Raw genomic sequence first — 13,665 nt, 5'->3', positions numbered from 1 at the left:
GTTCATGTCAATCATCGGGATTGTTATCAAGTTCTTGTCACCTGACATAGGCTCACGTCTGGATATAAATGTGTGGACATCAACGACACAAATGAACAGACACGCCTTCTAAGAGTCCCTTCCCTTGTACTCGCTGCAAATCTTGTTTTTAACGTAAGTCATCTCGATTTATTCAAGTTTTCCCGAAAAACAATTAGCGTTGCCGGATTAATGGCAACGCTGATTGTTTTATTATTTTTAATCGAGCTCAATTTGGGGAATCATCTCAATGTTTTCATAAGCTAATTCTAATGTATGACTAATGAAGTTACCATGGGCTTCATTTCTAATTAAGGACGCATTCTACGACTTCTTCAACTATTCTACTGGTTTTAGTGATCCGTAAAAATAAGAAGCTGTCGCTCCACCGTCAACTAGGAAATCAGACCCGGTAATGAAAGCGCCCTGTGGCCTCATCAGCAACTCAGCTACATTTGCAACCTCATCTGCTGTTCCTGGACGTCCAGCTGGGCAATTGGCAAACATATTCTTATAAAACTCTCCTCTTGGACCATTGAACTCGTCAATAGCCAATGGTGTTACGATAATTCCTGGAGAAATGGAGTTGATACGAGCATCTTTTTCACCCCAACGTATAGCTTCAAACATTACACGCTTCACATTGCACCGTTTCGCCATTTGATATGCGTGCAACGAATCCTTAATCTTTTCAGGTTGAAGGACTTCTAAATTAAGGAGCTCCTCAGTTGGTGTCGTAGCAAGCTGCGCATCAATTTCAGTTCCCAGTTCAGGTATTCTATGTCCAGACTGACTGGAAATTGTAACACCAACTCCTCCAGGAGCTATGACCTTACCTACTTCCTCCAATAATACTGCCGTTCCGTACAAATCCACTTTCAAAATCACCTCAATAGGTGCCTGACTAGGTGACACGCCAGCTGCATTGATAAGCGCAGTGATTTCACCATATTTCTGACCTTCTGCAATCAAGTTTAAAATCGATTCTCTAGAGGAAATGTCTGTTTCGACTGGAATCGCATCAAATCCGGCTTCTATCATAATTTTTGTAGTAGCTTTGGCATTATCTAGGTTCTTATCACCAATCATAATTTTCTTACCAAAACCGATTCTTCTGGCTATCGCCATGCCAATCTGTCCGGCACCGGTCCAAAGTACAACTTCTTTCAATCTATGTCCTCCTTATTTTTATTCTAGAATCAACTCTCTTTTCAGTTCGGTAATTGTACATTTTTGATAACCTCTGACAGTCAGGAGAACCAAAACTCGCTTCATTAAGGTCGGATTAATACTTTGAGCGCTTCACGCTTATCCATAGCACGATAACCCTCCGGAACACCGTCCAAATCAACCGTTACATCAAAGACACGACCCGGTTCAATTTTTCCTTCCAAAATGTCGGTAACAATTCTTCCATGTAAGCACGCGTTGGCGCTGGTCCTCCAGTTAACGTAATATTACGCCCGAAAAGACTTGCAAAACCAACGGGAGCATCATCATACTGTGGAACACCAACGCGGCTGATAACTCCACCGGCCCGAACGGCTCCAAGACTCATCTCGTAAGCAGGCATCAGCCCGACACATTCAAGAACAACATGTGTACCTTCACCATTTGTCAGCTCTCGAACTTTCGCGATGCCTTCTTCTCCGCGTTCATTAATAACGTCTGTTGCACCGAATTCAATACCAAGATCGGTCCGTTTCTTATGACGGCCCATAAGAATAATTTTCTTGGCACCGAGCTTCTTCGCTGACAGAACGGCAAGAAGACCAACAGCTCCATCACCTATAACCGTTACCGTCGTATTCTCATTCACTCTTCCCATCACCGCCGCGTGATAACCAGTGCCGTATACATCAGACAATGTTAACAGGGACGGTAACAAAGGAGAGTTTTCATCAATTTCGTCGGGTAGTTTAAACATACTTCCCTCTGCTTGAGGCACTCGCACAAATTCCGCCTGACAGCCGGTCATAAAGCCCCCATGTACACAAGATGTCATTAATCCTTCTTTGCAGAACGGACAGGTGTTGTCACCATATGCAAAAGGAACGATGACCAAATCGCCTTTTTTGAACCCGAAAACTTCCGAACCCATTTCTTCAATCTTTCCAATTACTTCATGCCCCATTGCTTCGCCATCTCCATGCTCATGGGCATGCATGTTGTGATAAGGATGCAGGTCACTTCCGCAAATGCAGGCAGCAACCACTTTTAAAATCACATCCGTCGGTTTTTGCAATCTCGGAACTGGGATTTCTTCTACGCGAACATCACCAGCAGCATACATCATATTTGCTTTCATTTATCAATTCTCCGCCTTTTCTTAAATTTCAAATTTATTGAGCTCCCACAACCGGATGTGGGATATACAATTCTTCCAGGAATGAGATTTCTTCTGTGGTTAATTTCACTGATAGAGCCCCTACAGAATCTTCAAGTTGAGCGATTTTTGTTACACCGACAATAGGAGCTGCTACAGCTTCTTTCTGCAACAGCCATGCAAGCGCAACATGACTGCGGGGTACGCCACGCTTCTTTGCAATGGACGCAACTCGCTCAATGATCAATCGATCTGCATCAGCAGTCGAATCGTACTTTGATTTCTGAATTTGATCCGTTTCTGATCTATGGGTAGTTTCTGACCAATCACGAATCAGTCTTCCCGATGCAAGCGGACTATAAGGAGTTAACGCAATTTTTTGGTCCGTACAAAACGGAATCATCTCTCTTTCCTCTTCTCGGTATATGAGGTTAAGGTGATTTTGCATGGAAACAAAACGAGTCCAGCCATTTTTCTCCGCCACATGTAATGCTTTTTGAAATTGCCAAGCATACATTGCAGAAGCACCGATATATCTGGCTTTTCCAGATTTCACGACATCATGCATGGCTTCCATAGTTTCTTCTATAGGTGTTTCATAATCCCAGCGATGAATGATGTAGAGATCTACATAATCAGTCCCTAACCTCTTCAGGCTCTTATCGATTTCGCTCATGATCGACTTCCGAGAAAGCCCTGCACCATTGGGGCCTTGATGCATACGTCCCCAGACTTTTGTAGCCAGAACCATTTCATCGCGGTTCGCATAATCCTTTAAAGCTTTCCCAATAATCTCTTCACTGGTTCCGCCTGCATAAATGTTCGCTGTATCAAAAAAATTGATACCCAGTTCTAATGCTCTTTTGACGATTGGACGACTGTGCTCCTCATCAAGTACCCATTGATGTCCACCTGGAAGCACATCACCAAAGCTCATGCAACCCAGACAAATCCGAGAGACGTCCATTCCCGTATTTCCGAATTTAATATATTCCATACAGAAAACCTCCTATAGTTTATCAAACCATTCATCATTGACGGCATCAAACCATTCTGTTTCTCCTGGAGTCATAGCCAGATGTACAAACCAACTGTCTTTTGTCGCTCCATGCCAATGTTTCACGTTAGGCGGGATATTAACCACGTCACCTGTTTGAAGCAACCGTGCAGGTTTGTCTTTTTCTTGATACCACCCTTCTCCGCCAGTGACTAATAGAACCTGTCCAACCCGATGGGAGTGCCAGTTATTCCGTGCACCTGGAGCGAAGGTCACATTTCCGATCGCAGTGTTCAGAGGTGTCGGATCTGTAAACACCATTTGTAGGTAGGCGTCACCTATGAAGTTTGCTTTAACCTTTTCTCCTAATGGAAAAATGGTACTGTTGCGAAGTTGTTCATTATTCAACTTTAATTCCTACTTTCAAATGTTATTTGATAAGGGGCTTATTCCGATTTCGCCACAGCTTCATTCACACACCGGAGAGCATTTAGACTGCGCGGATAGCCGATGAAAGGCAAGCATTGAGAAATAACTTTAATAAGGAAACTCTTATCATTTCCAAGCCTTATATTAGCGGCAGCATGGCTGGTCAACTGAAGTTCGCATCCACCCTGGGCCAAAAGAAAGCAGAATGTAATCATCTCTCTTTGTTTGTAGTCAAGCCCTTTTCGCGTATAGTAATCACCAAAGCAGTTAGCTGCGAGCCAGTAATTAATGTGCTTGCTCTCTTCCGGTCCCGACTGCCAGAAATCCTGCATATGTTCTCCAAAGATATCTACCTGTGCTTTAATCCCTGCTTCCAAACGGTTTTCTAAAGTGGTAGTTACTTGCCCTGGTAAAGGCAATTTAACCCCTTGTGAAGTCAAAATCTCATTCACAACATGCAGAAAAGGATAGACTCTTCCTACACCCATATAAGGTACGGATTGATAAACAATCTCTTTTACTTCCACTGGAGTAACGCCAAAGTTTAATGCGGCTGGAACCATAGCTCTAAACTCATCTATACCTTGACAACCAATTAAAACGGACAATATGGCCATCATACAAGTTCTTCCATCCAAGTCGTCCTGATTCACGACTTCATCAAACGCAAAATTATCGAAGCGCTCAATAAACTCCGGATCTGTTTCCAGAACCTTAGATTTGTAGCCTGGAAACATTTTCTCTTGATATTTTTGAGCTGCATCCGTAATATTCATCAATTATTCTCCTTTTTTTCAGGGTAACAAAGTGGACATATCGATAACAAATCGATATATTTCGTTCAAAAACCTTCAATATAATTTTCACATTATTTTTAATAAGAAACCATTTTTTATTCGGGTTTATTGATCCCTAGACTTTGGCCAACTTCTAAACTAGGATTTAATGCCAGCTTAACAACCAGATCTGCAACACTTTTACGTGATACAGAGTAACCTTTAAAGGGTTCCCCTTTAGGTGTGGTCTCGTAATCAATTTCATTATCATTTGTAAACCAGCCTGGTCTTAAAATCGTATAATCGAGATCCGAAGACTCAACGATAGCCGCAGAATCCCTGTAAGGATCCAATATGCTTTTATACTTTGCTCCGGGGACTTCCTCATAAATTCCCATGGAGCTAATAAAAATTAGACGACGTAAGCCTGTTGCGGCCATGGCTGTCACGATGGTTTCAGCCATTTTTTTTAATTGGCCAGCCAAATTGGCGTACACGACATCTTGCCCCGACATAGCTTCTTTTAATTTTTCCTGATTTAAAGCATCACCTTCAATGACCCTTACTCGATTAGATTCCAAATACTTTAACCTTTGTGCATTACGCAAGTAGAGCGTTAATTGTGTGTCTGCTTCCCTTAGCAATAACTCAATGGCTACACGAGCAATTCCTCCGTTTGCGCCAAGGATCAGAACCTTACTCATCATAATCACCTCTCTTTTTTCAAAGTGTATATTCTGTAGTTAACTCACGTTCAAGCTTTCGAAACTTAACCTTGATATATTAATATACTCATGTTTAAAATTATAAACGATGACAATAAAGCTTCAATGGTTAGATCTATTCCATTTGTTAATTACTGAACAATAGATCCTAAATTGTCTACTAATTCACTGAATCGAGGTGTTCCGCATTGGTAAGGCCGATCGAAGAATAAAGAAAACCCAAGATGCATTAAAAAATGCAGTTTTGGAACTTATGGCTGAAAAGAGCTTTGATAGCATTACAATCCAGGATCTATCTGACCGTGCTAATGTCAGTAGAGGAACGATTTATCTTCATTACATGGATAAATATGACTTGCTGGATAAGCTTATTGAAACACATATTAACGAACTCGGTGTTCGTTGCAAGGCAGTAGCAGACTTGGATTTTGTAAGTGGATCCATTATATGGACAGAATATTTCGAAGAAAACCACCTATTTTTTTCAATGATGTTAGCAAGTAAAGGAGCTCCATTTTTCCGCACCCGATTTCTCGATTTTTTACATGAGGAGTTCAAAGATGAGGTTGATGTAACACAGGGTAAAAATAAAGGTCTAAACGAGGATATGGTTATCAGATTTGTAGCATCTGCTTATGTGGGGGTCGTCGAATGGTGGTTTGTGAATGAACGGCCAATTACCCATCAGGCTTTAGCGGAACAATTAGGGGCTTTGATGGATAGGAATTGCAACTAAATCTACTACTGTTACTTAATTGAAAACAGCCGAATTATCTATCAGCCGGTCCGCGAATGGATAAACTCGCTTACGGTCATATTTTAAAAAACCGGCAACGGATGCTCTGATCCGTTCGAACGCGGCGAAATCGATGGAAATCGTCGCCATCAAGGGGACCAACGGCAGCACGGCGCCGAGCGGCTGGTTCGTCGATCGGAAACTGTCAGGTGGAGGAGCTCTCCTCGATCATATCGTTCACGTCATGGATTTGATGCGCTGGATTACAGGCTCCGAGCCCGAAGAAGATTACGCCTATGCCGCTAACCTGTTCGACGAAACAATCGACGTCGACGATGCCGGCATGATTCATGTTAAGTTCGAGAACGGAGCATTCGGCGTCGTGGATACCAGCTGGTCTAGAAACCAACGCCCCAGTGAGGTACATATGGCTCTTCATATGAAGCAATGTCTTCCGGTGTTATTTGAACAGAAAGAGGAGCTATTGCTCCTCGAAAATGACATGTGAATACACTCTCCGTTAAAAGGTCTAGAACAATTAATGAGTAATTAACCTTCTTGACTTCCTGAACTGAATTTGTAGTTTCTAAGCAGGATGGAGAACCAGGCCAGGACCATAAAAGCAATCCCCCCTAGGACGATATATTTTGTACCCATTCCTGATATGAGGTATCCTCCTATTGCGGTTCCGATCGTGACGCCCAAGTTCCCGAAGGAAAGATATAGGCCATTCACGAAATCCGGTGCTTCAGGAGCTGCCGATGTAATCCAATATTGGGCAACGTTATTTCCGATTGCAAAGAAGATGCCCCACAACATAATCGTAATCAACATTGGAATGGGTGATGTTCCGGTAAGGAATGATAACAAGAGAACGATTCCCAACGCGATTGGGAACCACAATGCCGTTTTCGCCGCGTTCTTGGTAAGAAACCTACCGCCAGCCAAATTTCCCAGCAGACTCGCGATACCCAATAAAAATAAAGCAAATGTTAGGGTAGCATCTGATATCTGTGTAACAGTTCCCAAGTATTCCGTTATGAAGCTGTTAATGCTCGCAATAGAGGAATTGATAAACAAAACCGTGACAATCGCGAGCCAAAGAACCGGTTTCTTGAGTACGCTCACCTGAGTCCCAACAGGAAGTTTGTCTTTCACAGGCATTGACGGAACGAAGATCAAAGTGGCCACGAAAGCCAACAGATTCACGATTGCAAAGAAAATCATTGCCCTTTCTATAGAAGTTCCGCTTGCAACGTAGTTTGTTATAGGCACGCCAAGTATCATGCCTGCCGTTACGCCCAATACGACCCTGGACACTGCCTTTGGTGCTTCACCCGGTTTGGCAGATAGAGCAGCCACTGTTAAAGCGAGTGAACAGTAAACAGGATGTAAAAAGGCTGGAATGACACGAGCAAGCAGTAATACGGAAAAGCTTGATGCAAAAATCGATATAACATTTCCTATAACAAAAATCCCAAGCACGAGCAGCATGACTGCTTTTCGATTGATACCAGAAAACATTACCGGCAAAATCGGACCAGATATGGCGACTGCCAACGCAAAAAGGCTTACCATCAGTCCTGCCCGAGGTACGCTAACATCGAATTGCTCCGCAATCGAAGGCAGGATTCCGATAACCCCCATTTCGGTCGTCAAAATCCCGAAAACACCTACTGCTAAAATAAAAATTAGTAACCGATTTGATTTCATAAAAAACTAATACCCCTATCCTTATTATTTTTTTCCAAATGAGCGGCTAAATGATTACCCGGATCTCACCAACTGTCGTACATCATTTAAACGGCGTGCCTGATAAGGCAAGAGAGACTCAATCCCGGACGTGCCTCGTAAGCTTTCTGCAATACATTCGGCTAGTAGTACTGCAGCATCCAGCAGAAAAGCATTAAATCCTGCTGCTGTAATGGGTGTTAGGACATGCGCAGCATCGCCAACGATTGCTATCCGCCCCCTTGAAAGTCGAATGGGTATACATTCGGCAACTGGTATGCCTGTTAGGTTACGGGATCTAATGCTGTGAAGCGTTACAGCCAGCCAAGGCTGCGGCCACCTGACAGATGCTTGTTCCACCAGTTCAATCAGCGTCTGTTCCGAGCTACCGGAACCATTCAGCGAGTGTCGCACAACGTTCCCATCAACGCATCCCCTACGACGCAACAAGTTATTTCGCGTATTATCGTACCAAGCCCAAGCCAAACGCCGGCTCCCTAATTCATAAGAACCATCTTCAGCAGGCACAATAGAACCAAGCAGAAAGTCTCCCACCCCATCATCTGCCATCGTAAGTCTTGGTGCGTGTAAGCTAGGGCGAATTGTTTCTGGAATAACCAACTACACTATACATAGGCTACACAAATCAAGTATCCTGCAAATGTTGCAGGTTTGTGCGGGGCCACGTGATGTCGGACCGTACTATGGTGACCGTCTGCGCCAATCAAGATATCTCCGTGCAGAGTCTCTCCTTTATCCGTTAGCACCCAAGCGGAGCCGTCATCCTGATCAACACTTTGAATACATACGTTGTAGCGCAAATCGATTCTTGAATCAGATTGCGCTTCTATGCGCAATCGACGTTCTATCGTAGACCACGCTTCAGCAGACCGCGTTCCACCCGAAGCCAGTTTTCTCAAGCGTTTCGCAATATCCGTCTTGTCAAACTCTCCGCTATCTACCTGTAATCCAGCCCTCTGAGCCGTTCCTCCCCAGCTCTATCCAAAATCGTTACATCTACTCCAACTTGCGCAAGAGCAATTCTTGTCATGAGTCCTGAAAGCGACGCGCCGACAACAATAACCGATAGTGCCATTTATTAAAAATACTTCTTAACCCCCAAATTTAAAATTACACCTTGATGTAATAATACCCGTATGTGTATTATTGTTGATGAAGAGGATTTCTGCAATTATCAGTCTGGGCAAAATCGTGTATTAAGTAACAGAATTAATAACTTTGTATAATATCTCGTGATGATATGGGGGATTGGTAATGTTAAAAATAGATCGACGAATACTTAAATCTCAGGAAGCCATAAAAAAAGCTGTGGTGGAATTGATGTTGGAACAAGATTTCGACAGTATTACCATTCAGGGTATTGCCGACCGTGCAAATGTCAGCCGTAAAACCATCTATCTTCATTACACGGATAAATTCGATTTATTGGATAAGCTGATTGCCGAACACATTGATGCACTTGAAGAAATGTGCCACTCGGAAACAGAAGGTGTTTCTATAGAAGGAAGCGTAAGTTGGTTCAAATACTTCGAGCGTCACTATTTGTTTTTCTCAGCTCTTTTAGCCAGCAAAGGAGCGTCTTTTTTTCGAAGTCGTTTCCTTGAATTCGTTACGGAGGATATAAGGAAAGGATGGGAAATGTCCGAAGCGAAGATACGCGGCATTCCTGAAGATATCGTTCTTCAATTTATAGCACCGGCTTATGTGGGAATTGTGGAATGGTGGTTTACCAAAGGCATGCCTTATCCACCAGAGGCCATGGAAGAGAAGGTAGGCATGTTGTTAGAAAGTAATTTAATGTAGAATTCGAATATCAGATTTAAATATGAGGAGAGAGTAGCCCATGCTGCTCTTTGTTTTAAATCGTTTGCCGGGTAGCCAATCCAAGCAAAGTCTAGCATTAGTCACTTAAAATTGGAACTATCCTGCCAGTTCGTATTACGGTTCAACTAGTTGGTTACTTTTCTTAGCCTTTAGCAATTAGGCCAATTAACAAGCAATAAAAAAAACCATCTGGAATGGTGGCTTGCACTAAAACAGAGTGCAAAAGTATAGATAGGAGTGGAGAGTCCTGTCCTAAACCTGTAGGTTTTACCCTTAAAAGAATTATCGATTAGTCTCTCATAATATTCGAGACGATTTTAGGATCAAATATGAAGATGAAGGAAGAATCCTCATAAAGTAAGAGATTGATGACTAGTCTAAATGCGGTTGATGTATTAGCTTTTTCATTGATAATTTTTCAAGTTTAGTTGCTAAATCATTAAATCTTACCAACTCGAATTCCCGATTATTTTTATGCTCCTCTTACTTGTCTGTATTTATTGGCCATATTGACACAATTCATAGATATCTGCATCCTTCCAACCTGAGCTATAATAAATCATAGTCGAATACGTCGGTAATTTAATTCCGGTTTCCAATTGATGTTTGCCCATTACAAATCGTGAATCAAACAATAATTTTATTCCTTTATCGAAAGTAATAGAGATTGGTAATTTTTAACAAATTACTATTTCTTACAATTGAGAAACTTGAGTTGACGTAATCATATCAATTGACGCCGCATATAATTTATTTAAATTCCCTCCATTCCTATTGAAGGACTAGTTTTTTTAATATAGTTGGGTCTTCTCCTAAGTAACAGATAACGAACGATGTACTTACTGGAGAGAATGGTTCAAATTAGAAAAAATCGTAAGAAAGCGATGATAACAAAAAACAGGTCAATCATGGTGTTATCTGACCGTAATCAACCTGTTTTACGTAACGGAATAGTGATATTTATGTTATAAAATTAAAGTAATTGATGTGCGTACAACCGAAATGGAGAAATCTTCATACGTGTACTCATAGATTATATGTGTTATTGGTTGAATGACAGGTTCATTCGACACTGGGTAGCCTCCACCAATAATAATTTAACTAATAGTTGTATTTCCACATGCAAAATGTTACTTTGAAAAATCTGCTAAATAAACATTAACCTTTCCCATCTAGCCATTTGTTTGTATAGTACTTATTGGAGTTTATGCAAAGTTCAATGCGATAGTCTACTATGCTCCCTTTATTAATAGACCTATAAGAATTTATGTCCGAAGTTCCATCATCTTCCCACTTGCAATATGGGCAAATATCATAACCTGCTCCTTCAAACGCACCATAAAGTTCTGTTAAAGTTTTAAACCCACAACAAGGACAAGAATATAACTCTTCTACCTCACCAATGACTTCTACTTGATATCCAGAAATAGCATGAACTATTTCTGCTAAAAAACCATTACTAACACCTTGAAAATCAATTTCTACCTCATTTTGTTCCTTATTAAGGATTGACGTTTCTTCTTCCAAATACTCGGATAAATCCATCTCGTTTCCTATTATGTTACGTACTGATTCAATTATTTTAAACGCATTTTCTCTGGTTATATTATTCATCTTATTAGCCCCTGTTCTTTTAATGTCTGAATCACCATATCATCAGGACGACCATCCCATTTATAAAAAGATTTAATTCTACCTCCATTCTCTGTTCCAACAAATATAGATTGAGTGGATGGCTCATATCTATTTACATATCCATTCGTAGTCGTCTGTACAATACTATCAGAAATTCTAGTGCCAAATTCATAAGCCATATCAGAGTATTCTTTAGATGATTTTGCTCCAAACTCCGTACTACCATGTTTGTCAAAATGTGCTTTTAATTTTCCCTTATTCCATAAATCAGCATTCTTCGCTGTTGGTTGCCACACGGAATTACCCGCACCCTTAACAGCACAATTATGCACCCAAACACCAAGATTGGACACAAAATAAGAATGGAAATCCGCAACCTCAAAATTATAAACCGTTGCTTCACGTGGCTCTTTTTCAATCTTAACTATTGCCAGTTTAGTACCGTCACTTGAAACATGCAAATCGCCAACTTTCAGGTCTTTGACGAACGTCCATCCTTTGCTATCGAGCCAAAATGAATGTTCAGCAGTAGCTTCTATAACTTCATCACCGACGTGAACCTTATAGATTTCATCAGCTTGTTATTTGCCGAGACGATCCAAGAGATGCTAGAGGCTGAAATGGATGAGCATCTTGGCTACCAGAAACATGAAACGCAGAAGAAGCAGACGTCCAATAGCCGCAATGGCAAGAGCAAGAAAAACATCATTAGCGAGTATGGGGAGCAGGAGATCGCTGTTCCTCGTGACCGTGAAGGTGAATTTGAGCCGCTTGTTGTGAAGAAGCACCAATCCAACGTGACCGGCATTGAAGATCAAATGATCGCGCTCTATGCCAAAGGTGTCCGTACCAGAGAGATTCAAGATCACCTCCAAAATCTCTATGGCATTGAGGTCTCTTCTACCTTCATATCCAATGTCACGAACAAGATTATTCCCCTCATTAAAGAGTGGCAGAATCGGCCGCTACAAGGCGTCTACCCCGTTGTTTTCCTTGATGCGATTCACTTTAAATTGAAGCAGGATGGTGCTATTGTCAACAAAGCAGCATACATGGTCATTGGGATTGATCTTGATGGTTGTAAAGATGTACTGGGCATGTGGATTGGGGAAAATGAGTCTTCGAAGTTCTGGCTTAGCGTCTTGAATGATCTGAAAAATCGCGGTGTACAAGACATACTCCTTACGTGCGTAGATAACTTAACAGGCTTCACAGAAGCGATTTCAGCCTGTTATCCCCTAACAGAAATACAAAAGTGTATCGTCCATCAGATCCGAAACTCCACTCGTTTCGTCTCTTATAAGGATTTGAAGAAGGTAACTGCTGATCTGAAACCCCTCTACAAAGCCGTTAATGAGGAGATGGCTCTTGTAGAGCTTGATCGCTTCGAGGAAACCTGGGGGAGCAAATATCCGCTCATTATTCGTTCCTGGCGTAATAACTCGGATGAGCTTGCTACCTTCTTCAAATACCCCGCAGAGATCCGTAAAATCATCTATACCACTAACATTATTGAGAGTTACCACCGTCAATTACGTAAGGTAACGAAAGGTAAAAACATCTTACCAACGGACGAATCCTTACTAAAAATGCGTTATCTAGCAACCATGGATGTCACCCGTAAATGGACGGGGCGTGTACAGAATTGGGGTCAAATGCTGCTGCAACTTTCCGTGTTCTTTCCGGATCGCATTGGCCAGTATTTACGATAGATCCCCCCCTCGGGGGGAAGCATTAAGAGAGTTTACACAAAATGTTTGACAGACCCTCATATGGTGTTAGTCGAAGTCGGGGACTTCTCTGCCTATATCTCTATCAGCTTCAATTTGAAGTTGTATCGTTTTAGTACCCATGTATTTTCGTGCAGTCACTAGAATTAATCTGTCATTCCCGAGGACTTCCAAAACCGTAACTGAAAAAAGGTTCATTAAATGAGCATCTTCGTCATTAGATACTTCTTCAAAATATTTAAAAATTTTATCTAACAGATTGATATTTCTTTCCTCACTTAATAGTTTAATTATTTCAGGCATGAAGATGCCCTCAACTATGATAGTTTCTAACACTTCACCGTATGTCGCGATTGATTCTTTATACGCAGCCTCAGTTGATGGTAAGAAATGCAACATTCTTCTAAAGAATTCTTCCGTTTTTATATTCATAACCACCAGCTCCTATATTTCAATAGTATCATCTTCCCTATGTTTATGTTGAACTATCCTACCCTTTCATATTAACGTTTAAATAAATCTTATTCTTAGCCTTCAGCAGACAAAACAATTCACGAGCAATAAAAAAAGCCACCTGGAAGGGTGGCTTGCACTCATAATGAGTGCAAAAGTATAGATAGGAGTGGAGAGTCTTGTCCTGAACCTGTAGGTTTTTTTCTTAAAAGAATTATCGATTCCATTGATTATTACTGATGTCGTATCTTCTTCTCACATGAA

At 41.5% G+C, this 13,665-nt stretch carries 15 protein-coding genes and 2 pseudogenes; 4 read left to right on the top strand and 13 right to left on the bottom strand.

What is annotated here, in order from left to right; translation table 11 throughout:
• Nucleotides 1–357 precede the first annotated feature (357 nt).
• The 6 genes from FGT79_RS29660 to FGT79_RS29635 all read right to left on the bottom strand — a co-directional run bounded on the left by FGT79_RS29660 (nt 358) and on the right by FGT79_RS29635 (nt 5,250).
• The gene (locus FGT79_RS29660; protein WP_138756426.1) at nt 358–1,188 is read right to left on the bottom strand and encodes an SDR family oxidoreductase; all 831 of its coding nucleotides are present in this window, start codon (nt 1,186–1,188) and stop codon (nt 358–360) included.
• A 184-nt stretch (nt 1,189–1,372) separates the two neighbouring features.
• Complete coding sequence (locus FGT79_RS29655; RefSeq protein WP_246096688.1) at nt 1,373–2,326, bottom strand: zinc-binding dehydrogenase; 954 nt, start codon at nt 2,324–2,326, stop codon at nt 1,373–1,375.
• A 34-nt stretch (nt 2,327–2,360) separates the two neighbouring features.
• Nucleotides 2,361–3,341, bottom strand: a complete 981-nt coding sequence (locus tag FGT79_RS29650; RefSeq protein WP_138756425.1) for an aldo/keto reductase — start codon at nt 3,339–3,341, stop codon at nt 2,361–2,363.
• A 12-nt stretch (nt 3,342–3,353) separates the two neighbouring features.
• Entirely contained in the window at nt 3,354–3,749 is a 396-nt protein-coding gene (locus FGT79_RS29645; protein WP_138756424.1) for a cupin domain-containing protein, read from the bottom strand.
• 38 nt (nt 3,750–3,787) lie between these two features.
• Nucleotides 3,788–4,546, bottom strand: a complete 759-nt coding sequence (locus tag FGT79_RS29640) for a carboxymuconolactone decarboxylase family protein (RefSeq protein WP_138756423.1) — start codon at nt 4,544–4,546, stop codon at nt 3,788–3,790.
• A gap of 116 nt (nt 4,547–4,662) precedes the next feature.
• Complete coding sequence (locus tag FGT79_RS29635; RefSeq protein ID WP_138756449.1) at nt 4,663–5,250, bottom strand: NAD(P)H-binding protein; 588 nt, start codon at nt 5,248–5,250, stop codon at nt 4,663–4,665.
• Nucleotides 5,251–5,458: 208 nt separating this feature from the next.
• On the opposite strand from FGT79_RS29635, the gene FGT79_RS29630 reads away from it, so the two are divergent.
• Together FGT79_RS29630 and FGT79_RS29625 are read left to right on the top strand one after the other, a co-directional pair.
• Nucleotides 5,459–6,007 (top strand): TetR/AcrR family transcriptional regulator, encoded by a 549-nt coding sequence (locus FGT79_RS29630; RefSeq protein WP_138756448.1) that lies wholly within the window; start codon nt 5,459–5,461, stop codon nt 6,005–6,007.
• 136 nt (nt 6,008–6,143) lie between these two features.
• Nucleotides 6,144–6,416: pseudogene (locus FGT79_RS29625) on the top strand (Gfo/Idh/MocA family protein); the annotation flags it as partial.
• Nucleotides 6,417–6,556: 140 nt separating this feature from the next.
• Here FGT79_RS29625 and FGT79_RS29620 read toward each other — a convergent pair.
• The 4 genes from FGT79_RS29620 to FGT79_RS29605 form a co-directional block, all read right to left on the bottom strand.
• Entirely contained in the window at nt 6,557–7,720 is a 1,164-nt protein-coding gene (locus tag FGT79_RS29620; RefSeq protein WP_138756421.1) for an MFS transporter, read from the bottom strand.
• 54 nt (nt 7,721–7,774) lie between these two features.
• Nucleotides 7,775–8,293: an FAD-dependent monooxygenase gene (locus FGT79_RS29615; protein WP_171056518.1), complete on the bottom strand. Its 519-nt coding sequence runs from the start codon at nt 8,291–8,293 to the stop codon at nt 7,775–7,777.
• 71 nt (nt 8,294–8,364) lie between these two features.
• Nucleotides 8,365–8,658, bottom strand: coding sequence for an FAD-dependent monooxygenase (locus FGT79_RS29610; protein WP_171056517.1), 294 nt, complete (start codon nt 8,656–8,658; stop codon nt 8,365–8,367).
• Between the two features lie 38 nt (nt 8,659–8,696).
• Nucleotides 8,697–8,834, bottom strand: a complete 138-nt coding sequence (locus tag FGT79_RS29605) for an FAD-dependent monooxygenase (RefSeq protein ID WP_138756418.1) — start codon at nt 8,832–8,834, stop codon at nt 8,697–8,699.
• Nucleotides 8,835–9,013: 179 nt separating this feature from the next.
• Here FGT79_RS29605 and FGT79_RS29600 point away from each other — a divergent pair, with 179 nt between their 5' ends.
• On the top strand, nt 9,014–9,562 hold the full coding sequence (locus FGT79_RS29600; RefSeq protein ID WP_138756417.1) for a TetR/AcrR family transcriptional regulator: 549 nt from the start codon (nt 9,014–9,016) through the stop codon (nt 9,560–9,562).
• A 1,302-nt stretch (nt 9,563–10,864) separates the two neighbouring features.
• On the opposite strand, the pseudogene FGT79_RS32435 reads toward FGT79_RS29600, so the two are convergent.
• Together FGT79_RS32435 and FGT79_RS29590 are read right to left on the bottom strand one after the other, a co-directional pair.
• Nucleotides 10,865–10,987, bottom strand: a pseudogene (locus FGT79_RS32435) (CPCC family cysteine-rich protein); the annotation flags it as partial.
• Nucleotides 10,988–11,193: 206 nt separating this feature from the next.
• Nucleotides 11,194–11,757, bottom strand: a complete 564-nt coding sequence (locus tag FGT79_RS29590) for a polymorphic toxin-type HINT domain-containing protein (protein WP_246096690.1) — start codon at nt 11,755–11,757, stop codon at nt 11,194–11,196.
• Between FGT79_RS29590 and FGT79_RS29585 the strand changes: the two genes are divergently transcribed.
• On the top strand, nt 11,737–12,930 hold the full coding sequence (locus FGT79_RS29585) for an IS256 family transposase (RefSeq protein WP_138756415.1): 1,194 nt from the start codon (nt 11,737–11,739) through the stop codon (nt 12,928–12,930). The two genes, FGT79_RS29590 and FGT79_RS29585, sit on opposite strands and share 21 nt — an antisense overlap.
• A 66-nt stretch (nt 12,931–12,996) precedes the next feature.
• On the opposite strand, the gene FGT79_RS29580 is transcribed toward FGT79_RS29585, so the two are convergent.
• Nucleotides 12,997–13,380, bottom strand: coding sequence for a DUF7674 family protein (locus tag FGT79_RS29580; protein ID WP_138756414.1), 384 nt, complete (start codon nt 13,378–13,380; stop codon nt 12,997–12,999).
• Between the last annotated feature and the right edge of the window lie 285 nt (nt 13,381–13,665).

The sequence above is a fragment of the Paenibacillus sinopodophylli genome (assembly GCF_005930355.1).
Taxonomy (GTDB): domain Bacteria; phylum Bacillota; class Bacilli; order Paenibacillales; family Paenibacillaceae; genus Pristimantibacillus; species Pristimantibacillus sinopodophylli.
This window is presented reverse-complemented; position numbering and strand designations above follow the sequence as displayed.